We start from the raw sequence: 21,205 nt of genomic DNA, 5'->3' as shown, positions 1-21,205 counted from the left end.
ATACTTTCACTCTGGAAGGGGAACAAATATCCTTGTGAGAGGAGTGGAACTAATACATATGAAGATTGTAAAGGCATTATTTTTGAGGGTTGCTATTATCATATTATTTATCTTGGCCATCGACTCAACCTTAAATCATGTTTTTGGGGCTGTGCCTGAAGATCATCCTTTTGAAGAGGCAATGAGACAACATCGAATGCTTGGTCTCGAATATAAAGCCATCCATAGTGGAGGTCAAGTGGCAACGCTAATGGCATCGGCATCCGCGAGCAATGGTCCCACGACGATAGCGGAGGCAATCGAGCTCTCGAAATACCCTAAGCATGAAGTTTTGGCTACAGGATATACAGCAGGTTATGAATCAACCGGAAAGTACCCGGAAAGCCCATCCTATGGAATCACTTATTCAGGGGTGAAGGTGAAACGGGATCTGTTTTCCACCATTGCCGCCGACCTTGCCGTATTCCCTCTCGGAACCATCCTTTGGATTCCGGGCTATGGATACGGGGTTGTAGCGGACAAGGGTGGTGCAATCAAAGGAAACCACCTGGACCTATACTACGAAACGGTACAAGATGTATACGAGAACTGGGGAAAGAAAACCCTTGAAGTATATGTTGTGCAAAAAGGGAGCGGCGAGTTATCTGAAGAACAGTTAAGCAAGTTGAATGAAACCAAGATCAAGCAGGTATTCAAGCCGAAAATCGCTGAGAAAACATTGAACGGGAATGTAGCTTCCTTTGCTTTTTAATGATGGGCAAAAAGGAAAGTGAAAAGCTGCCTCAATTGAGGCAGCCTTTTTGATTGTCTGTTTCATTTGGGACGCCATTAGGCCATGTTTTTGTAGGCTTCAGGATGCAGAGTCTTTGCCAATTTTGAAAGCCCATCCAGTAAACGCGGGGAAGGCCGGCAGAATAAAGGTTCTTCCATGATGTGAATATTGTTATTCCGGACTGCCTTCATATCGGTCCACCCTTTCCGTTTCTTGACCAGTTCTGGGTTTACCTTTCGTAAAGGGACACCGACCCAAGCTAAGCAAATATGGTCGGGATCCTTTTTTGGGACCTCTTCGGAAGTGACTTGAATGCTTGCCATGTCGACATCTTCGAAAAGGTTATATCCTCCCGCAAGCCGACTGATCTCTGATAACCAATTAACTCCCCCTGGGCTGAATAAGGGATTAGGCCACCATTCCCAATACAAGGACGGCTTTGTTTCGATATTGTCGGCGACGTGTTTATATTGAAGGATGGCTTCACGGAATTGGGCAGCCTGTTCCTCTGCTTTTTCCTTAAGATTCATGGCCTCGCCCAAGGTCAGTAAATCATTTGCGATATCTTCAAGTGATTGCGGGTTGAAGATGATATGAGGGATGTTCCGTTCTTTTAGCCCCTCAATGTTTTTTTCCATGCCCGGTACACTCAGTGAAGCCAGCACCAAATCTGGTTTTAGTGATTGTACATGATCGATATCAATCGATAAGTCGGGCCCAACCTTAGGAAGGTGCTGTATGGTTTCAGGCCAATCAGAGTAGTCATCGATGGCGATCAGCTGATCTTCAATCCCTAGATATGTGCAAAGTTCCGTATTGCTGGGGCAAAGAGAGATTATTTTCAAATTGAACACCTACCCTTGAAAGATGAAAAAGTGAAGTGCCAGCGCAATGAATACTCCGGTCAAGGCTCCGAAAAATACCTCGATTGGCTTATGGCCCAACAGTTCCTTTAATTGTTGCTGTTTTTGTTTATCTGCTTTTTTCTGCCAGTTCTTTGCTTGCTCGACAAATGTATTGAAGTCGGTAACGAGCTGGTTCAAGACGGCTGCCTGTTCTCCTGCCTGCCTTCTCACTCCTGTTGCATCGAACATCGTGATGACTGCAAAGATCGTAGCAACGGCAAATACAGGGGAATCCATCCCGGTTTCGATCCCTATCGCCACGGTTAGGGCTGACACGGCCGCAGAGTGGGAGCTTGGCATACCGCCTGTGGAGTTAATGAGTGACCAATTCACTTTACGAAATGCTATGAAGTGGATGGGCACTTTAATGAATTGAGCAAAGAAAATGGCAATCAATGCTGCGATTAAAGGGAAGTTGAGTAATAATTCCAAGAGTATCAGCCTTCTTTCTAGTTATAAGTAAAGATGAAATCCTTATATGGGTAAATACATCCTGCTCGGAATAAGGCCCTTATTATTAGTTCCATTCAGTCCTGTCTATTCCCTGCTGGTATAAGTATAAATGTGATCTTTCTTAATACTATTACTCTAAAGTCACACATTCTAAACAATATCCCTTGTTATTATTTATTTTCGCGTGCCTTATTCGAAAATTTTTGAAGATTTCGTTATAATGAATGTAATCGAATGGAGGAGGTAGCAGAATGTTTACAGTAAAAGATTCCTTGAATATAGATTTGATTGACGAATGCCTGATTCTAGGCGTATTTGACAGACCCGTAAAATTCACTGGCATAGGGAAACAAGCGGACGAACGATTGGATGGCCAGCTAACAGAGTTAGTGAAAGCGGGAGAAATCTCTTCCAAGAAAAAATCAGTGGTCAAAATACATACATTAGGTAAATTAAGCGTAAAGAGATTGATTTTTGTAGGGTTGGGCAAGGAAAAGGAGCTATCCTTTGAAACGCTCCGCGAAGCGTTGGGAAAAGCGCGTAAGACGATTAAAGAATCCAAGATTACGACACTTTCGATTGCTTTGGATACATTCACGACTGAAAATCTGGATGCATTGGACGCAGCGCACGCTTGTTCCGAGGCTTTCGAACTTGCTTCCTATAAATTTGACGGATACAAGCAAAAATCGAACCAGGTCGAAAAAAGCCTTGAATCGATTACGGTTTACAGTGAATATGATCAAGAAGAGGTCGGTGCCGCGCTTCATGTAGGGAGAGTCTTCGGAAGGGCGACGAACTCAGCCAGAACATTGGTCAACACACCAGGCAATTTGTTGACTTCCACGGATTTGGCGGATTATTCATCTGCCTTGGGAGAACGTTATGGTTTTGAAGTGGAGATCCTCGAGAAGGAAGATATGCTCAAGTTGGGAATGGGTGCACTCCTTGCCGTCAATAAAGGTTCGGTCGAGCCTCCGAAAATGATCGTCCTGAAGTATCAAGGTAAGGATGAATGGAAGGATGTTATCGGGTTGGTCGGTAAAGGCATCACATTCGATACGGGTGGATATTCTTTGAAAACGAAGGCCGGAATCGTTGGAATGAAGACGGATATGGGCGGTGCGGCAGCTGTTTTAGGTGCAATGGAAATTATCGGCGAATTAGGACCGGATCAAAATGTCGTGGCTGTCATTCCTTCCACTGATAACATGATCAGCGGTGATGCATTCAAACCGGATGATGTGATCACTGCCATGAGCGGCAAGACAATAGAGGTATTGAATACGGATGCGGAAGGTCGGCTGGTTTTGGCGGATGCCATGACTTACGCTAAACATCATGGTGCTGATTATCTTATTGACGTTGCCACTTTAACGGGTGGTGTCATAACGGCGCTGGGCATGGATATGACGGGTGCAATGACAAATGACACGGAATTCTATGAACAAGTAGTCAAAGCCTCAGAGGAGGCCGGGGAGCCCATTTGGAGATTGCCGATTACAGAAAAGGATAAAGAGCGGGTACGCAATAGTAAAATAGCGGATTTGAATAATTCACCTGGAGGGGCAGGACACGCGATCATGGGCGGGGCCTTCATCGGCGAATTTGCCGAAGACACTCCGTGGGTCCATCTGGATATTGCCGGAACATCCACAACCTCGAGCAGCTCCGAATTGTGCACTGCGGGGGCTACCGGTGTCATGGCACGAACGCTGGCACTATTGGTTGAAACCTTTGAAACGAAAACGAGATGAATCCAAATATCCGAAGCCGAAAAAAGGCTTCGGTTTTTTTACCAAAAAGGTGTTGGACGTTATACATCCCTCCATTTCAAGCTGACGATGATATGAGAATTTTCTTCCTCTGCTTTAGGATAGAAATCAAAACGGATCCCATCTGGGTTATACGTGATATCAGGTTCGTTCTTAATTCCTATCTTTCGGATCATATCGATCACGACACTCGTTTTCGATGCTTGGGCAGCAGTCATCAACCGGTTCGAGAAGGGCTTGGAAGTGGCTAAAGTATCTATGACTTTTTTTACATCAAGCATTATAGATTGTGATGTCTTTGCCGATTTAACTAGCAGATCTGGATTGGTTGCCGAGTAGGGACGCAATGTTCCTTCCCGTTCCCGATTCATATTCATTGCCCTGGCGTGAGGCGGAAATAGGATAGGGTCATATAAAAAATAAGGGAAATCCTCCAAAAGGTTTCCTTCCTTTCCTTAAGTCAGTCTATAGACACGTTTTCGTTATACGTTAAAATATGTATAAAGGCCAGCCGATATGATATCGGTTTGTGAATGACTTACTTTTGCAAAAAAACTTCTTGAAAATTATGATCAAAGACACACTATTATTTGTAAACTACTTCATTGACAGGTATAGTGTATAGTAATATACTTACTTACCTAAAGTAAGGAGAAGGCACACTATAAATTATAAAATAGGTGATGTTAACATGAAAATAACCCAGGAAACAAAAAACCTTTTAATAGATAAAATGAATATCATCAAAACTCCGGGAAAAGCTGATATATGCCTTGTGGGGCCTGTGAACCTGCCTGTTGAACAAGGAGATTTCTCAACGGTTTTCCAATGGTATACATGGCTTCAGCTTGACGGCGCGGATAATGACAAGGAAGCGGTGCTTGATTCGCTTTCGGAAGCCAACCTCGCTTTTGGACAGCAATCCTCCGTATTGGTGTATGGCGATTTTAAAAAGTCGCAGGATGCACTTGTCCGGATGCATAGCATCTGTCACACAGGTGATATCTTCGGCAGTAAACGCTGTGATTGCGGCTACCAGCTCCACCAATCGATGAAGATGATAGCCGAGCATGGGTGCGGGGCAATTTTTTACCTTGCGGACCATGAAGGAAGAGGGATCGGCCTGTTTTCCAAATCTCTTGCCTATTTGCTTCAGCAGGAAGGTTATGACACGGTCGAGGCGAATGAGGCTTTAGGATTCGAAGACGATACGCGATCTTACGAGGGAGCCATTCGAGTGTTGAGGGAACTGCGCGAGGATCCGGTGACTTTAATCACGAACAACCCCAAAAAGCTGGACGCCCTCATGAAGCATGGACTTGCGGCAAAGGACCATATTCCGCTTTGGGGCGGTTTGACGGAAGATAATAGTTTCTATCTGGATACAAAGGTTAAGAAGTCTGGACATATTCCCAAAAAGAAGCCAACTTTGATTGTATAAGGAGAGCTATAGTATGAATGATGATCAATATTACATGAAGCTGGCACTAGATTTGGCAGCCAGTGCTAAAGGCAAGACGAATCCGAATCCAGTGGTCGGTGCAGTCATAGTCAAAGACGGCGTGATAGCCGGGACAGGGATCCACCGTAAAGCGGGTGAACCGCATGCGGAAGTACATGCTTTCAAAATGGCGGGTGAGTATGCAGAAGGTGCAACGCTATATGTGACTCTTGAGCCCTGTTCCCATTATGGAAAGACACCTCCTTGTGCAAATTTGGTGAAAGAATCAGGTGTCCGGCGAGTTGTGGTGGCTACTCAAGATCCGAATCCGGAAGTAGCGGGCAGAGGGATATCGATCCTAAAGGATGCGGGCATTGAAGTGGAAGTTGGCGTCCTGGAAAAGGAAGCTCAAAGGCTGAATGAGCGTTTTATTCACAATATGCTGACGAATCGTCCATTTGTCATATCGAAGTATGCGATGACGCTCGATGGAAAACTTGCTACCCACACAGGCCATTCAAAATGGATAACAGGAGAAGAGTCCCGTCATTCTGTTCATTTGCTGCGTGATGAGGTGGATGCCATTCTTGTTGGTATCGGGACTGTATTGGCCGATGATCCATCACTTACGACCAGACTTCCTGAGGGCGGAGGGAAAAATCCTATCCGGATTATATTAGACAGTGAATTACGCGTTCCCTTGGATGCCAATGTTGTACAAGTATCAGATGCGAAAACCTTGATCGTAACGCAGGAAAATGCACCTGCTGATAAAATGGACCTTTTACGTGAAAAAGGGATCGAATTCATTTTCGTCTCCAAAAACGAGACGGGACTGAATCTAAGGGCTTTGATGGAAGAGCTGTATAAAAAGGGGATTACGGATGTCTTACTGGAAGGCGGAAGCGAAGTGAATGCCTCTTTCCTTAGGGAAGGGCTCATCGATAAATACTTGATTTATATAGCTCCTAAACTATTGGGCGGAAGAAATTCACTAACACCGTATACTGGAATGAATGTGGATACGATGGATGAAGCGATGGATGTTTCCTTCTCTGGCGTGGAAACGTTTGGTGAGGACATACGCATCACGGCTTATCCTAAATAAAAATAGACAACAGGTGAAGAGGCATGGTGGTTAAATCAGATGTATGCATAGTCGGATCAGGACCTGGAGGAGCCCTGCTGGCTTACCTATTGGCCAAGCAGGGCATTTCAGTCGTATTGCTTGAAAGGCATTCTGAGGTTTCAAGAGAGTTCAGGGGCGAGTTCTTGAACGATGAAGGGGAGGCCATTCTTAAAAAGCACGGTTTATTCGAGAGTGTGGAAAGACTTGGCTTGCTTAGGATGGAACAAATTGAATATTGGCATGACGGCCACATATTTAAAAGGATACTCCCTGAATGGCCTGTCGATCATGTTGGGATACATGTCCCTCAAAATCATCTGCTTACAGCTATATTGAATGAAGCCGAAAAGCTGGACTCTTTTCAATTGATGATGAATACGAGGGTTACGGACTTGATACAGAATGAAATGGGCCGTTTTACAGGTGTTAAGGCTCGAAATGGCGGAGATGACCTTGAAGTGCAAAGTTCATTGATAATCGGAGCGGACGGCAGATTTTCCATCGTTCGAAAAAAAGCGGGAATACCGGCTGTGATTAAAGATCATGGCTATGATTTACTGTGGGCAAAAATTCCTGCTCCGGAGGGGTGGAAGCCTTCGATCAAGATGGCATTGGTCAATGGTTCACAGGTTGCCCTCTTCACTCAGGCTGGAGGTTTCATCCAAATTGGTTGGAATATAGAACATGGTTCATTTCCCCATTTGCGAAAACAGCATTTTGATCCGTTCATTGAAGATTTGCTTTTTGCCTTTCCTGAATTAAAAAAGGTTGTGTGTGAAAATATCCGCTCTTGGCAGGACTTCATTTTATTGGATGTTTACAGCAGCTATTGTGAAATGTGGACAAAGGATGGCGTTGCTTTATTGGGTGATGCAGCACATACGATGACGCCTACAGGTGCGTTCGGACTCAATTGTGCCATGAAGGATGCCGATATATTGGCCGAGCTTATTTCTGGTTGCATCCTGCATGAGGATACTGGCTTCCTTGGACTTAAGGTGGCTGAGCCAAAAAGAAAAGCAGAAATTGAAAGATTGCAGGCCATTCAGGTGGACAAGGAAATTTCCTTCGCATCACAGTTTGCCGCCGCTTATGTTTGAATAGGAGTGAAGGATATGAAATTCGGTTTTGATATTGACGATACCCTTATTAACTTGAGGGAGTTCGCATTCCATCTTTATAATGAAAAGCTTAATACGAACATAGAGTTAACGAAATTCAGAGCTTTAAAGACGTTGGAGATTCATGAAGCTTTCGGGCTTGATAAAGTGGCAGGGGGCAAGATGTGGAACGATCTTGCCGATGAAGTATATTATTCATCCTGTCCGGCCTTCGAGGGCGCAGTGGAAACGCTGCAGGATCTTGAACGCGATGGTCATGAAATCTATTACATCACAGCCAGAAAAGCGGAGCATGGTGAACGGACGAAAAAATGGCTGATTGAAAACGGCTTCCCGGTTAAGGATGACCACTTTTACTGCGGTATGAAGGATCATGAAAAAATTGATACGATCCGCAAATTGGAATTGGATTATTATTTTGATGATAAACCGGCAGTGCTGGAAACTTTATTGGATATTCCAACGAAAGTGTATGCAATGGATAACTCCTATAACAGGGAATTGGATATTCCAAGACTGACAAGCTGGTTTGAATTAAAAGAAATCCTCTCCAAATAATCGAATTCACATAATGACGGATGACTTGATAGACTTGGGTCATCCTTTTTATGTATACTATTATGAATAGTGATTCATTTTTTGGTGGGAAAATCATGAGAGTTGGGGGTAATGGGATGGAGAGAAATATTGAAAAGTCATTGATAGGCACGCTGGGGATAGAAATGAAAGAAGTCGGTGATGGGAAAGTCATTGCGACGATGCCGGTGGATGAACGAACTAGGCAGCCGTACGGTTTATTGCATGGAGGGGCATCCGTTGCCCTTGCGGAATCCGTTGCAAGCTTTGGCGGAATGCAGCTGGTAGATAGCACAAGAAAAGCTGTCGTCGGCCTTGAAATCAATGCCAATCATGTAAGGGGCGTCCGTTCCGGTATTGTTACCGCTGAAGGGAACATCATCCATCACGGAAAGACGACGATGGTGTGGGACGTTAAAATCCGTGATGAAGAGGATCATCTTATCTGCATTTCACGCTGTACATTGGCCGTTATCGACTTACCAAAGTCAAAGTGAATCGAAAGAACAAATGCAATAAAGTGACGTAATAATTCTACAGTGTCCGGTTTAAGTATAATATGGCAGTAGACTATTGTATGAAAAGAGGTTTTTTTATGCTTGTGGGTCATATACAAGAAATCACCCGTCATCCTGTAAAATCATTCACTGGTGAACAGGTACAGAAAACGAAGGTGATGGACTATGGACTATATGGAGATCGCAGCCATGCCTTTAAAGACAAAAATGGGAAGTTCCTGACGATAACCCAAGTCCCGGAAATGGTCCGTTATCAAGCTGTTTTTTCTGGTGAGGAAACCCTTGATCAATATCCGGAAATCAAAGTGAAGACCCCTTCAGGAAACGTACTGACATGGGGGGAGGAAGCCTTTCAGGAGGAAATGGAACGGTTGTTAAAACAGGAGGCAGCACCCGTTGTTTATCACCCTGCACATATTCCTTTAGGTGCGATTGAAGAAGAAAACATCCTGCTTGTCAGTGATGCCTCGATTGGCGAATTGACAAGGCTTTGGGGAAAAGAACTGGATGGCAGGAGATTCAGGCAAAATTTAGTACTATCTTTAGTGAACAAAACGCCCTTTTTAGAAGAGCAGTGGTTCGGAAAAAGGATTCTAATCGGAAATGAAGTGGAATTGGAGTCAAAAGGTATTGTGAGCGTTGTATGATCATAACTATCGATCCAAGCGATTCCCATAGAGATCCATCACTCCTGAAAACTGTTGTCAGGGAAAGGAAAAATCATTTTGGCGTATATGCCTCGGTCATGCAAACGGGTGAAATCAGAGTGGGCGACCAAGTATTTTTAAAGGATTGAGACAGAAAAGAGCTGCACCTGTAATCAGGGCAGCTCTTTTGCAATGGCAGGGATCACCGGGTTTTCTTTAAATCATCCTGGACGCTCCGATCCCACATTTTTACGCCAGTATGATAAGCCGAGCGAATGATTAAATGTCCGGCAACAGGGCTGGTCATGAAGATAAAGATGATCGCGAGCACGATCCGGAAGTCGAAATGGCTATGTTTATAATAAAAATATAACAAGGTGCCGATCAGGACGAACATGATCCCAAGTGTCGAGCTTTTTGAGGCAGCGTGATTTCTTGTATAGACGTCGGGCAGCCGGATGATGCCGAAAGCCGAGACTAAGAAGAGAAAGACCCCCGTTAATAGGAATAGGGCGGATAGGATTTCAACGATTGCGGTCATCTTCGATAATCTCCCCTTTCTCAAGGAATTTGGCGAAAGCGACCGTTCCAATGAATGAAAGGATTCCGAGCAGAAGAATGGCTTCCAGGTATGCGCTTGTATCCATGACAATGGAGGCAAGTGCAACGATAGCGATAAGATTGATTCCCATCGCATCGAGTGCGATGACCCGATCCGGTACGGAAGGCCCTTTGATTAAACGGTATAAGAATCCAATCATGGAAAGCGAAACACCGAGCAACGCGATTTTAAGCATTAGATCGAACATTATTTGCTCACCTCCATAATCGCCTTTTCAAATGTATTTTTAATGCTGTCCACGGCCTCATCTTTGTCGGCAATATCCATCGCATGGATATAAAGAATCCGATTATCTTCCGATACTTCAACGACAAGTGTCCCTGGTGTCAGTGTAATTAAATTCGATAGTATCGTAATTTCCCAATCCTTAGTCAGCACGGTTTCAAATGCGAATATGCCAGGTCTCATATCCAGACTCGGTTTAATCACGGCCTTAAGGACGCTAATGTTGGAAAGTATGAGTTCCCTTGCGAATATGAGCAGCAATAGAACGACGGCATTCACCCTGTTTAAGTAAAAACGATCATTGAAAAAATGACGGAAGACGAACATGATGCCGAGCCCCAATAAATATCCGATGATAAAAGTGCTCCCGTTAAACTCATTTTTCAAAAACATCCAGATAACCGCAAGGAACACATTCAGTAAAATTTGGAATGACATCAGGCACTACTCCTTTAAAACCGCTTTGTTATAGATTTCGGGATTCATTAATGAATCTACAGCTTGTGTAATGAATGGGTAAATCGATTCTGTCCCTACTCCGAATAAAACGGAAATGATGACAAGGAGGACGGCAGGAACCAGCATTTTATTAACGGTTTCATTAGTTAAGGCATAATCAGCTTTTGGAGTTCCCCAAAAGCCATTCATGAATATTTTCATGACGGAATAAAGGACCATCAAGCTTGAAAGCAAGATAACGGCCATTCCAAAGTAGGCCTCTTTTTCAGCAGCTCCCTGAAGAATCAGGAGCTTGCCGGCAAAACCGCTGAACGGCGGAATTCCGGCCAATGATATGGCAGCTATGAAGAAGGTCCATGCAACGGCCGGATATTGCTTGATCAAGCCGCCCATTTCCCGCAAATCATCCGATCCGCTGATTTTGATCATGATGCCAACAAGCAGGAAGAGAGCAGCCTTGATCAGCATGTCATGAATGATATATAGAATGGAGCCCGATAAGGCCTGTTCATTCATGACGGAGATGCCGAATAGGATAACCCCGACGGCGATGATGATATTGTAAATGATGATTTTTTTTACATCCCAATAGGCTATCGCACCAATGACACCGATGATGATGGTCAAGATTGCAAGTATCGCAAGGAAAGTATGGGTGAAATCCTGGTCATGGTAAAACATGAGTGTATAGGTCCTGAAAATGGAATATATCCCGACCTTTGTCAGCAATGCCCCGAATAGGGCCATCACTGGAATGGGGGGAGCATAATAGGACCCAGGCAGCCATTGGAAGAGCGGGAAAATGGCACCCTTCAAACCGAATACGATCAGAAAGCCAATCGCTATCACCGAGATGATTCCAGGCTGGCTGACTTCCGTTATCCTCTGGCTGATGTCCGCCATGTTCAATGTTCCTAGAACTGAATAAAGATACGCCACCATGATGACGAAAAAGGAAGAGGAAAGCACATTGACGATTATATACTTCAATGATTCCCTCAGTTGGATTTTCGTCCCTCCCAGTACAAGCAGCACGTAGGAAGCCATCAGCATGACTTCGAAGAACACGAATAGATTGAAAAGATCCCCCGTAAGGAAGGCACCGTTTACACCAATCAGCAAAAATTGAAATATAGGATAATAATAATGTCTTTCACGTTCCTCCCCTATGGAGTAAAACGAGTAAAGCAGTATAGCCAATCCAATGATATTCGTGGTCAGTACCAGCAGTGAAGAAAGCATATCTGCGACGATCACAATCCCGAATGGCGCATCCCAGCTGCCGACACCTAAAGCCAAGATCCCTTTAGTATGGACCGTAAACACTAGATAAAGGGATATCGCAATTCCGATAAGAGAGGAAAAAAGGGATATCCCTCTTTGCAGCTTGATTTTTTTTGCAAAGAAAATGAGAAAGATGCCTGTGAAAAGCGGCCATAAAACAGGCATGAAAGTAAGATTATTCATTCGCTTCCGTACCTCTCATTTCTTCCATGTCATCCGTACCGAGTTCCTGGTAGGTCCGATAAGCAAGTACCAGCAGAAATGATGTGACTCCGAAACTGATGACGATTGCCGTTAAGATAAGCGCTTGCGGAAGCGGATCGACATAGGATGCAGCTTTATCACTTAGCAATGGAACGGAACCGCCTTTCAAACCGCCCATCGTCAAAATCAAAAGGTGGGCGCCGTGACTGAGCAGCCCAGTACCGATTATGATTCTTAAAATGCTTTTGGAAAGCATTAAATAGGTCGCACACATAAATAGTATTCCAATGACAATGGCCATTAAAAGTTCCATTATTCACTCTCCCCTATCGTTTGAATAATGGTCATCGTTACACCAACAACCACAAGATAAACACCCAGATCAAAAAGTACCGCGGTATGAAGCGAGATGTGTCCAAGAAGCGGTAGATCAACATAATGATATACATGTGTCATGAGGGGCACCCCGAACACCAGCCCACCGGCAACGGTCAGGCTTGATATGAACAAGCCTGAACCGATCATCAACTTATAGTCAATCGGCAAGATGCCGGTGACGGTTTTAATGTCGAAAGCGAGCAGTAGCAGGACTATGGCGGCTGAAGTCATTAAACCGCCGACAAACCCGCCTCCTGGCGAATAATGTCCCCCTAAAAAGATGGCTACCGCAAACAGCAGGATAACAAAGGCGGCGACTTTCGTAACCGTTTGGAGAATCAGGTCATTTTGCTTCATGATTTATCTTTCCCCCCTGTCAAACGCAATTTGATCATCGCGAATATTCCGAGCGCAGCGATGGAAAGGACACTGATTTCAAACATCGTATCAAGTCCGCGGAAATCAACGAGAATGACATTTACGACGTTTTTCCCGCCTGCTTCCTTATAAGCATTTTCAAGATAGTAATTGGATATGGAATCAAATAGTTTATTGCTGTGTGCCGATAAGGCAATCAATGTCACGATGACTCCTACACCAATGGATATCAGGGCATTATTCAACTTGAATTTCATCCGTTCTTCCTTTCTGCTTGCCATTAACGGAAGGTGGAAGAAACAGAGCAAGAACAGCGCTACCGAAATTGTTTCGATGACTAGTTGAGTCAGGGCTAAATCCGGTGCCCGCAGTAAAACGAAAAATAAGGAAATCGTATAACCGACGGCTCCTAAGATGATAATGGAAGTTAAACGGGATCTTGCAAACAGAATGGCAATCGAGCCAATCACGATGATCGCAGCCAATACCAATTCATATATACCGATCGGGGCAAAATTAACTGTATTCAATTTAAATGCATCCTTCCAATAGAGCGCAAAGCCCAAGGAAAGAATGAAGAAAAGGAAGATTGAAAGCAAATACGTCCGAATCGAACCTGTCATTAATACTTTCATGACGGAGGAAGCTGAGCGTTCGAGCCCCCTTACCCCGTTATCATACAAAGCATTCAGGGATATGCTTTCAGGAATCCACTGAGTGATCTTCTGCCACTTCGGAAGCGTTTTGTATAAAAGGATTCCAAATGCTATGATGCCGACGGTCATCCATACTTCAGTATTGAATCCATGCCAGAAGGCGATATGGACTTGGAAATCCGGACCCACCAAGCTTGGCTGTATGCCAGCTACCGCAGGTTTAATGATCGCTGAAGATAGCAAGTTTGGAAAAATACCGAAAACGATGACCAACGAAGCAAGGATGATTGGGGATAGCAGCATCCCGATCGGTGCCTCGTGGGGCTTCTTTTCCAAAAGTTGTAACTGAAGTTTGCCTGTAAAGGGTTTGAGCACGACGATCATGCTATAAATAAAAGTGAATACACTGGCTACCCACGCCACCACAGGGAACAATACCCCCCATGTCTCCATATTGAAGATATTCAATTCCAATACATTAACCATGCTGGCCAAGAACATTTCCTTGCTCAGAAAACCATTGAAGGGCGGAAGTCCAGCCATTGAAAAAGCACCTATGACAGCGACGGTGAAAGTGATCGGCATCAACTGCATCAATCCGCCAAGCTTTCTGATATCACGCGTACCGGTTTCATGATCAATGATACCTGCAACCATGAAAAGGCTGCCTTTAAAGGTCGCATGATTAATTAAGTGGAATACTGCTGCAACCGTGGCTGCCAAGTATATATTTTCCCCCAAAGCTTCATAGTGGAGTGCCGCCGCACCAAGTCCCAGAAGCGACATGATCAATCCGAGCTGGCTGATGGTGGAAAAAGCGAGAATCCCCTTTAAATCAGTCTGCTTGATTGCAGAGAAAGAGCCCCAGAACAGGGTGATCAATCCGGTGATCGAAACGAGCCAGAACCATAATCCCGATTCTGCAAAAACAGGGCTTAATCGGGCTACCAAATAAATGCCAGCCTTGACCATTGTAGCGGAATGAAGGTAAGCACTGACCGGTGTCGGGGCTTCCATCGCGTCAGGAAGCCAGATATGGAACGGGAACTGTGCGGATTTAGTGAACGCACCAAGCAACACTAGCAAAAGTGCAGGAATGAAGAGCGAGTGATCCATAAGTTCCCCGCTTTGGGCAATCAATTCACGTATGCTGAATGTGTTCCCCATAATGGAAAGGAGTATGATGCCTCCGAGCATGCTTAAGCCTCCAAACACAGTGATCAGCAGGGATTTCTGCGCTCCATAGCGTGAACGCTCCCTCTCATTCCAATATCCTATCAATAGAAAAGAGGATAAACTCGTGAATTCCCAAAATGAATAAAGGACAATTAGATTATCGGATAGGACGACACCAAGCATCGCTCCCATGAAAAGTAAAAGGAAGACGTAAAATTGGTTCAGCCTTTCTTTCTCCTTCGATAAATAGAAAATTGAATACAGAACGACGAGTGAACCTATACCTGTAATGAGCAAGGCGAACAAAAGCCCTAGTCCATCTACATAGAAATCAACATGAATTCCGAGAGAAGGAATCCATGTTGCCCTTTCCATAATGTTATCTCCTTGTTTGGTCAAGGAAATGAACCTTGAAAAATAGGTGAAAAGGAGAATCGGTAAAATCAATACAAACCACCCTGTATGTATTTGTCGAAATAGTTTGTACAATATTGGCACAATAAGCGCTAATAGAAACGGTGATAATACCGCCCAATGAAGTAAAGACATAAACTCCCCCCTTTTTAAAACGAAGTCAGTCGTCTTATTATGCTTTTTTCACGCAATCCTAGACGTTTGGAAATCTTCGTTGAATATGTATTTTTTTATCGAATATTTGTCTCGCTTAAAAGTATAACGCAATTTATGTGGGTTTGCATGGCTTTAAAAACAGTGAAGGCCTACTTAAATGATGTTTTATATATAGGTAGAAAAGGAGGGGGAACCGTCCCGGAAAATTTATTATAAAAAGTTTTTCAAGGGTGAATTAGTAGAGTATCCATTGTGAAATGATGGATTATCTTGCATAATATAGGATAAAAGACGCATGGATGGAGAAATCATGAAAAACACATATGTACTTAGCTATTTACCAATCATTTCAATTCTATTATTCAGCCTCTCCTTTGCCATTTATGGGGAAATGCAAATGCTCAAGTTATTTGGAAATTTGGGAATCTACCAAGGGATGCTGGAGTTTTTTTCTGAAACCGGCCGCCGACATAATCTGTAGGAAAGTAGGCTTTGCGGGCTGTCTTGGAAAGGGTTGTTTCATGGAGCAGCTGCCGCATCTTGGCTACGGTGCTTTTGTTCCATATCTCCTTGGAGCGGTGTTTCCATTTATAAAGGACTTTACCTTCTTGATCGGTGACTTTAATAATGGCGCGCGCTGGCTGATAGTTTCCGTCATTGAAGGAAGTATAGGCATTTGTCAATTCAAGGGGACTCATGCCATACTCGAATCCGCCTATGGCAGAACTTGTATGGTGGTCTTTTTTGCTCACCTTTTTAAAGTCGAAAGCATCCAGGTACTTGAAACTCGTTGCCACCCCCGTTTTTTCAAAAAGCCTTATGGCGGGTGTGTTATAGGACTGTGCGAAGGCAGTTCTTAGTGTGACCATCCCGTAGCTGTCGCCGCTATAATTCTTTGGACAATAGCTATTGCTGCAATAGCTTGCTCCGCTAACGAGCTGATTGATGTCAGCATCCGTTTCTTCTAAATAGGGTGCATAATCGAGAAGTGGCTTAATGGCTGAACCTGGTTGCCTATAGCTTTGGTATGCCCGATTGAAAGAATTTTTTTTATAATCCTTTCCCCCAATCAAAGAGACAAGCTCGTGCGTATGATGCTGTATAACCACTAAAGCTCCCTCGATATCATTGACACCGATTTTTGATTGTACAGCAGTCTTTGACTGTGTTTGCAGCTTAGTATCGAGTGCGGTATGGATGGTTACACCGGAATTCAAAAGCTTTTCGACCTTTTTATCCAACTCAGCTGCCGCCTGCTTACGTATAGCGACATCAGGGCTTTGCAGGGATTTGTCGAGACCCTCGGAGGATGCAACCAGGTTTTTTAATTCCTGATGAACATACGTCACGTAATCGGGATATAAGTCGACCGGGGTGGACAAGTCTAATTTAATCGTACTTTTGATAAGCTTTTCGTACTCGGCCTGTTCTAAATCACCTTCGGCCACCATTTGTTTCAGTAATCTCTCCTGACGCTTTTTCGTCGCATCGAAATGTTTAAGAGGATTATAGTTTTCCGGATTATTAGGGATTGCTGCCAGGAAGGCAAGTTCCGCCTTGGACAACTCTCCAGTCGGTTTACTGAAATAATATTGGGAAGCGGCTTCGATTCCATAAGCTCCATTACTGAAATATATGGCATTCAAATACAGCTCCATGATTTCCGGTTTTGATTTTTTTCGCTCTATCTGATAGGCGTAAATGAGTTCACTGAGTTTTCGGTTATATGTCCTATCATGTGAAAGATAAACATTCCTGGCCAGTTGTTGGGTTATGGTACTGCCGCCTTGTTCGATTGTTTTATTTTGTGAATTGATAAGAAGCGCCCTGCTTATGCCGGATAGGTCAACGCCTGCATGATCATAAAATTTCTGATCCTCTGTAACGATGAACAGATTTTCCAGGAAAAGGGGGATGTCTTCAAGTTTTAGGTAAGTCCGTTTCTCACCAGTGGAAATTTCACTGATGACCTTTCCATTTGCGGCCTTCATGTAACTATTCTGAGCCAGTTCTATCGATTCAATGGGAATTCGCTCGTCGAGTACATGATAGGGAGATTGCGCTAAGGACCACTCCTGATAGGAAAGGAAAATGAAAAGGATCAATAAGGGAACTAAGAGGAAAATCGTGATATAGCCAAGATACGTGCGCATAGTTCAACTTCCTAACTAATATATTTTTAGTATGTCCTTGGAATGAAGGGATGAAAAAATGGTACTTTTGGTTCATTCATTCATTCATCCATCATAATCCAAATAAGGTAGACAATAAATAGTTTTGGATAAATTAGGTATGACGGCAGGAGCCGTATCCAAATGGTGTGTGACGATCCTAAGAAAAACTTTCTAAATCTTCTGTTATAATATTCTCGTGAGAAAAAAACCATTTTTTGTTTATATGTTGATGTCAGGAATATGAAGGGGGTCATAAAAATGGAGGAACAACAGCAATATGTATTCATTGATTTTGAATTTACGATGCCGGAAGGAAAAGCCAATCCAGTTGGTTTCTATCCGGAAATCATAGAGGTTGGTTTAGTCACCGTCATTAATGAGACCATTCAGGAACAATTCTCATCTTTTGTTAACCCATCGAAATTTCAAGTTTTAACGGGAAGATGCAAGAAGTTCTTGAACATTACCCAGGATCAGGTTGACCGGGGGATTTCATTTGAAGAGCTGGTTACTATATTGAAGAAAATAGATGAGCAGCACCCGACGACGATTGTTACCTGGGGAAATATGGACATGAAGGTGCTTCGCCAAAACTGTCAGAAAGCAGGATTGGATTTCCCTTTTTCAGGGAAACAAAGTGATCTTTGCCTGGAGTATAAACGCTTTTTCGGGGATCAAAATCAAACCGGGCTTTGGAAAGCTGTACAGGCCTATGGCAAAGAAGGGACAGGTAAGCATCACAGGGCACTGGATGATGCGATTACGACATATAATATCTTTAAGTTAGTAGAGAAAGATAAAAGTTATATGAAAAACCATGAACCGACGACAATTGGCGATCGCATTGATTTATCAAAGGTATTGAATCATTTAGCGTTATAAAAGCCAAATCATATACTACTGATTTGGCTTTTATCATGCTTTATTTGAAATAATCCGTCGCTAGATCTTCAAGCAACTGTAAGCTTTTGTCATTCCACTCTGTTTGGGCTTCGCTTAAAGTGCCTTTCATTTTCTCAACAGCTTCTCTTAAGGATTCCTTATACTCAGGAATCTCCTCATCAAAGGTCCTTACCATATTCTTTGGTACATTGGTTTGCTCCCGGAATGCAAGAGCACGCCGCTGATGGAACATGGACACTTCCGTTTGCTTCGGGTTATGAAGATCTCCCTGCATGGGATGCTTCAAGACAGCCAACACTTTAACAAGATATGCAGCAGGTCTGATATCGGTGACTTCCCCGATGTATTTTCCAGTTTTATATATGGCGGTAACCTTATCGCCGATTTTAAAATCCTGTTCTGACATTTCCCTACCACCTTTCTTTTAACTTCCTTCATGATACATAAGAACAACGATTTTTCACAGCGAATTTGTTCAATTCCGTAAAGATGCTTTTTTTTAGAAAATCGTGTAAAGTGTACAAATGAAGATGGAAAATGGTGTTTCATGCCATTTTATTTTAGAAAGAAAGAGGTTATGTACAATGACAAACTTTCCACAATTAACAAGTGAAGTTTTGGAAAATGAAAAAGCGGTCATCATGCAGACGACGATGGGCGATATTAAAATTAAACTTTTCCCTGAACTGGCTCCAAAGACAGTGGAAAATTTCTTGACACATGCTGAGAACGGTTACTACGAAGGAATCATCTTCCACCGTGTCATCAAGGATTTCATGCTTCAAGGCGGAGATCCGACAGGGACTGGAATGGGTGGAGAAAGTATCTGGGGAACTCCATTTGAGGACGAGTTCTCCATGCAATTATTCAATTTGCGCGGAGCTCTTTCCATGGCAAATGCAGGACCGGGAACAAACGGGAGCCAATTCTTCGTTGTACAATCCCAACATGTGGACAGCAGGATGGGTGAGCAAATGAAGCAAGCCGGTTATCCGGAAGAAATCATCAGTGCTTATATGGAACAAGGAGGCACACCATGGCTGGATCATAAACACTCTGTTTTTGGACAAGTGGTCGAAGGCATGGACGTTGTCGATACGATTGCTAACGTAGAGACAGTTGCGGGAGACAAACCTGCAGTGGACGTGGTCATTAAAGGGATCACCATTTTATAAATAAAAGAGAAGCGAGGGGCTCAGTGCCTCTCGTTTTTTTAGGTTTTAGTCGATTAGGCCCACTAGTGGATTGTTCTGGTAATTGATATAATGGGATAATGCAGTTTAATTCCCTATCAGGAAGGATGTATCGGATGGACTTTCTCAATCATGCTTTACTGGGTTTGTTTCTTTACTTTCCAGAAGACAAGACTGAATATATCTCGGCTGGTATAACTTGCTTCATTTTTTTAGTGGCAGCCGTTTTTACGATGAGGGCAATTATAAGATATTCAAAGAAGGAAGAAATGAAAACCAAGCAATTCGAAGATGAGGTCACCAAAAGGAACCAGCGCATAAAGGATGATACTATTTCTTGACCCGGAAGATGCCGTGCATCACGAGACCCTATTTTTTTGATATTGATTATCTGAATATGAATGGTATTATGTTTTGTTAGAAGGTCGTAAAGAATAAAATGTTCCCTTATCAGCATAAGCATTTTATACTATAAGCATAGAGATAGAAACTTTGGGGGCGTAATTGGTTATGCAAATCGTAGCGAAAAGAATGATTGCGGCAGATACGGTTAAGGAGTTTTTCATTCAGCACTGGGAGACGTCTCAAGTCGTTTTTTCAAGAGGCTTGTTTCATTATGCGGAACTTGAAGGTTTTGGGGTGATGGACGAGAATGAAAAAATCACGGGGCTGGGAACATACAAAATATCCGACCATGTATGTCAGATCATCTCTTTGAATAGTGAGCATGAGAATCAAGGGGTGGGCTCATCATTGCTTTATGTAATGGAGAATTTTGCTAAGGAAAAAAATTGCCATACAATTAAAGCGATTACAACGAACGATAATTTACAGGCAATGAAATTTTTTCAAAAGCGTGGTTATGTCATTTCGGAAATCGTTAAAAACGCCGTGGAAGAATCACGGAAAATCAAGCCTGAAATACCATTTTACAGTTTTGATGGAATTCCGATCCGAGACGAGATAATATTGGAAAAATACTTATAATAAGGTGTAATACACCTGAATTTTGATAGGGGGAATAGAGATGTTCAAGAAAATTGCGGCTGATGCCCTTGGTCTTAGTGATATTGGAAGTGTGATTAGTCCTGCCGATTATGACAAGGTGGATGCAGATGACTATATCATGCATGAGGATGGGGAAAAAATTTATTTCCTGATTAAATCGAAAACCGATGAGTACTGTTTCACGAATCAAGCATTCATACATTTGGACGGTACAAGTGCCATAAGTAAAAAGCGTACACTTACAAGATATAGCTACAGCCAGTATACTATTTCCAACGCCACGCTTGAAACCGCGGGGACCGTGGACTTGGATGCGGAAATTAAATTTTCGATCGGTGCAAAGACTTTCTCCATTGATGTCCATAAGAAATTCATTGAAGAATTAAAGGACTTGTTCAAATCACTCGTGAAAATATCGGAAATTTGCCATGAGAATGAGTATGCCCTTCAATATGCCCAGCAAAGCGTAAACCTTGCTTCTTCCACTTTGAACCAGGTTCGCACTGACGGAAGCCAAATGGCTGCAAGTTTCAAGGAAATTAATTCTGCAGCTTTCGAATGGTTGATGGAAAGCCGGAAAAAGTACCATGTTAAAGATTTTGGCTATGTTTTTGAGAAATATATCAATAATTAAAAAA

24 protein-coding genes and 1 pseudogene are annotated in these 21,205 nt (G+C 43.2%); 13 read left to right on the top strand and 12 right to left on the bottom strand.

The genetic code is table 11. The features are described from left to right. The first annotated feature begins 58 nt into the window (after window positions 1-58). A complete protein-coding gene (locus NYE63_RS26245; protein WP_342603365.1) occupies window positions 59-751 on the top strand; it encodes a 3D domain-containing protein in 693 nt (230 codons plus the stop codon). 77 nt (window positions 752-828) lie between these two features. Here NYE63_RS26245 and NYE63_RS26240 read toward each other — a convergent pair whose 3' ends face one another. Together NYE63_RS26240 and NYE63_RS26235 are read right to left on the bottom strand one after the other, a co-directional pair. Continuing rightward, window positions 829-1,617: a cobalamin-binding protein gene (locus NYE63_RS26240; RefSeq protein WP_342603364.1), complete on the bottom strand. Its 789-nt coding sequence runs from the start codon at window positions 1,615-1,617 to the stop codon at window positions 829-831. A gap of 9 nt (window positions 1,618-1,626) precedes the next feature. Further along, a complete protein-coding gene (locus tag NYE63_RS26235; RefSeq protein ID WP_342603363.1) occupies window positions 1,627-2,109 on the bottom strand; it encodes a divergent PAP2 family protein in 483 nt (160 codons plus the stop codon). Window positions 2,110-2,381: 272 nt separating this feature from the next. Between NYE63_RS26235 and NYE63_RS26230 the strand changes: the two genes are divergently transcribed. Continuing rightward, window positions 2,382-3,887, top strand: coding sequence for a leucyl aminopeptidase (locus tag NYE63_RS26230; protein WP_342603362.1), 1,506 nt, complete (start codon window positions 2,382-2,384; stop codon window positions 3,885-3,887). A 59-nt stretch (window positions 3,888-3,946) separates the two neighbouring features. On the opposite strand, the gene NYE63_RS26225 is transcribed toward NYE63_RS26230, so the two are convergent. Then, window positions 3,947-4,342 carry a hypothetical protein gene (locus NYE63_RS26225; RefSeq protein ID WP_342603361.1) on the bottom strand — a complete coding sequence of 132 codons (396 nt, stop codon included), beginning with the start codon at window positions 4,340-4,342 and terminating at the stop codon, window positions 3,947-3,949. A 254-nt stretch (window positions 4,343-4,596) separates the two neighbouring features. On the opposite strand from NYE63_RS26225, the gene NYE63_RS26220 reads away from it, so the two are divergent. The 6 genes and pseudogenes from NYE63_RS26220 (at window position 4,597) to NYE63_RS26195 (ending at window position 9,486) form a co-directional block, all read left to right on the top strand. Next, on the top strand, window positions 4,597-5,346 hold the full coding sequence (locus tag NYE63_RS26220; protein WP_342603360.1) for a GTP cyclohydrolase II: 750 nt from the start codon (window positions 4,597-4,599) through the stop codon (window positions 5,344-5,346). Window positions 5,347-5,359: 13 nt separating this feature from the next. After that, the gene (ribD, locus tag NYE63_RS26215; protein ID WP_342603359.1) at window positions 5,360-6,454 is read left to right on the top strand and encodes a bifunctional diaminohydroxyphosphoribosylaminopyrimidine deaminase/5-amino-6-(5-phosphoribosylamino)uracil reductase RibD; all 1,095 of its coding nucleotides are present in this window, start codon (window positions 5,360-5,362) and stop codon (window positions 6,452-6,454) included. A gap of 23 nt (window positions 6,455-6,477) precedes the next feature. Beyond that, window positions 6,478-7,575 (top strand): FAD-dependent monooxygenase, encoded by a 1,098-nt coding sequence (locus NYE63_RS26210; protein WP_342603358.1) that lies wholly within the window; start codon window positions 6,478-6,480, stop codon window positions 7,573-7,575. Window positions 7,576-7,590: 15 nt separating this feature from the next. Further along, window positions 7,591-8,154: an HAD family acid phosphatase gene (locus NYE63_RS26205; RefSeq protein ID WP_342603357.1), complete on the top strand. Its 564-nt coding sequence runs from the start codon at window positions 7,591-7,593 to the stop codon at window positions 8,152-8,154. Between the two features lie 116 nt (window positions 8,155-8,270). Further along, the gene (locus tag NYE63_RS26200; protein WP_342603356.1) at window positions 8,271-8,669 is read left to right on the top strand and encodes a hotdog fold thioesterase; all 399 of its coding nucleotides are present in this window, start codon (window positions 8,271-8,273) and stop codon (window positions 8,667-8,669) included. Window positions 8,670-8,767: 98 nt separating this feature from the next. Continuing rightward, window positions 8,768-9,486, top strand: a pseudogene (locus tag NYE63_RS26195) (MOSC N-terminal beta barrel domain-containing protein). Between the two features lie 53 nt (window positions 9,487-9,539). On the opposite strand, the gene mnhG reads toward NYE63_RS26195, so the two are convergent. From mnhG to NYE63_RS26155, 8 genes are all read right to left on the bottom strand, one after another. Beyond that, window positions 9,540-9,878 carry a monovalent cation/H(+) antiporter subunit G gene (mnhG, locus tag NYE63_RS26190; RefSeq protein WP_342603355.1) on the bottom strand — a complete coding sequence of 113 codons (339 nt, stop codon included), beginning with the start codon at window positions 9,876-9,878 and terminating at the stop codon, window positions 9,540-9,542. Beyond that, a complete protein-coding gene (locus tag NYE63_RS26185) occupies window positions 9,862-10,146 on the bottom strand; it encodes a Na(+)/H(+) antiporter subunit F1 (protein WP_034310246.1) in 285 nt (94 codons plus the stop codon). The genes mnhG and NYE63_RS26185 overlap by 17 nt, the downstream gene beginning before the upstream one ends. Beyond that, entirely contained in the window at window positions 10,146-10,622 is a 477-nt protein-coding gene (locus NYE63_RS26180) for a Na+/H+ antiporter subunit E (RefSeq protein WP_342603354.1), read from the bottom strand. The genes NYE63_RS26185 and NYE63_RS26180 overlap by 1 nt, the downstream gene beginning before the upstream one ends. Window positions 10,623-10,628: 6 nt before the next feature. Next, window positions 10,629-12,110: a Na+/H+ antiporter subunit D gene (locus tag NYE63_RS26175; RefSeq protein ID WP_342603353.1), complete on the bottom strand. Its 1,482-nt coding sequence runs from the start codon at window positions 12,108-12,110 to the stop codon at window positions 10,629-10,631. Continuing rightward, window positions 12,103-12,444, bottom strand: a complete 342-nt coding sequence (locus tag NYE63_RS26170; protein WP_063234067.1) for a Na(+)/H(+) antiporter subunit C — start codon at window positions 12,442-12,444, stop codon at window positions 12,103-12,105. Before NYE63_RS26170 ends, NYE63_RS26175 begins: the two co-directional genes overlap by 8 nt. Beyond that, the gene (locus tag NYE63_RS26165) at window positions 12,444-12,866 is read right to left on the bottom strand and encodes a Na(+)/H(+) antiporter subunit B (RefSeq protein WP_098371445.1); all 423 of its coding nucleotides are present in this window, start codon (window positions 12,864-12,866) and stop codon (window positions 12,444-12,446) included. Before NYE63_RS26165 ends, NYE63_RS26170 begins: the two co-directional genes overlap by 1 nt. Continuing rightward, window positions 12,863-15,268: a Na+/H+ antiporter subunit A gene (locus NYE63_RS26160; protein WP_342603352.1), complete on the bottom strand. Its 2,406-nt coding sequence runs from the start codon at window positions 15,266-15,268 to the stop codon at window positions 12,863-12,865. Before NYE63_RS26160 ends, NYE63_RS26165 begins: the two co-directional genes overlap by 4 nt. A gap of 422 nt (window positions 15,269-15,690) precedes the next feature. After that, window positions 15,691-17,442, bottom strand: coding sequence for a transglycosylase domain-containing protein (locus NYE63_RS26155; RefSeq protein WP_342603351.1), 1,752 nt, complete (start codon window positions 17,440-17,442; stop codon window positions 15,691-15,693). 279 nt (window positions 17,443-17,721) lie between these two features. Here NYE63_RS26155 and kapD point away from each other — a divergent pair, with 279 nt between their 5' ends. After that, entirely contained in the window at window positions 17,722-18,345 is a 624-nt protein-coding gene (kapD, locus tag NYE63_RS26150) for a 3'-5' exonuclease KapD (protein ID WP_342603350.1), read from the top strand. Between the two features lie 40 nt (window positions 18,346-18,385). Here kapD and NYE63_RS26145 read toward each other — a convergent pair whose 3' ends face one another. Beyond that, entirely contained in the window at window positions 18,386-18,772 is a 387-nt protein-coding gene (locus NYE63_RS26145) for a kinase-associated lipoprotein B (protein ID WP_342603349.1), read from the bottom strand. 178 nt (window positions 18,773-18,950) lie between these two features. On the opposite strand from NYE63_RS26145, the gene NYE63_RS26140 reads away from it, so the two are divergent. The 4 genes from NYE63_RS26140 (at window position 18,951) to NYE63_RS26125 (ending at window position 21,201) form a co-directional block, all read left to right on the top strand. Then, entirely contained in the window at window positions 18,951-19,541 is a 591-nt protein-coding gene (locus NYE63_RS26140) for a peptidylprolyl isomerase (protein ID WP_342603348.1), read from the top strand. Window positions 19,542-19,675: 134 nt separating this feature from the next. After that, window positions 19,676-19,900, top strand: a complete 225-nt coding sequence (locus NYE63_RS26135) for a hypothetical protein (RefSeq protein WP_063234074.1) — start codon at window positions 19,676-19,678, stop codon at window positions 19,898-19,900. A 169-nt stretch (window positions 19,901-20,069) separates the two neighbouring features. Beyond that, window positions 20,070-20,546 carry a GNAT family N-acetyltransferase gene (locus NYE63_RS26130; RefSeq protein ID WP_342605874.1) on the top strand — a complete coding sequence of 159 codons (477 nt, stop codon included), beginning with the start codon at window positions 20,070-20,072 and terminating at the stop codon, window positions 20,544-20,546. Window positions 20,547-20,586: 40 nt separating this feature from the next. After that, on the top strand, window positions 20,587-21,201 hold the full coding sequence (locus NYE63_RS26125; protein ID WP_342603347.1) for a PH domain-containing protein: 615 nt from the start codon (window positions 20,587-20,589) through the stop codon (window positions 21,199-21,201). Window positions 21,202-21,205 lie beyond the last annotated feature (4 nt).

This window comes from Peribacillus sp. FSL E2-0159, assembly GCF_038643155.1.
In the GTDB taxonomy this organism is placed as follows: domain Bacteria; phylum Bacillota; class Bacilli; order Bacillales; family DSM-1321; genus Peribacillus; species Peribacillus simplex.
Note: the sequence above shows the minus strand (reverse complement) of the source record. Positions and strands in the feature narration are given on the sequence as shown.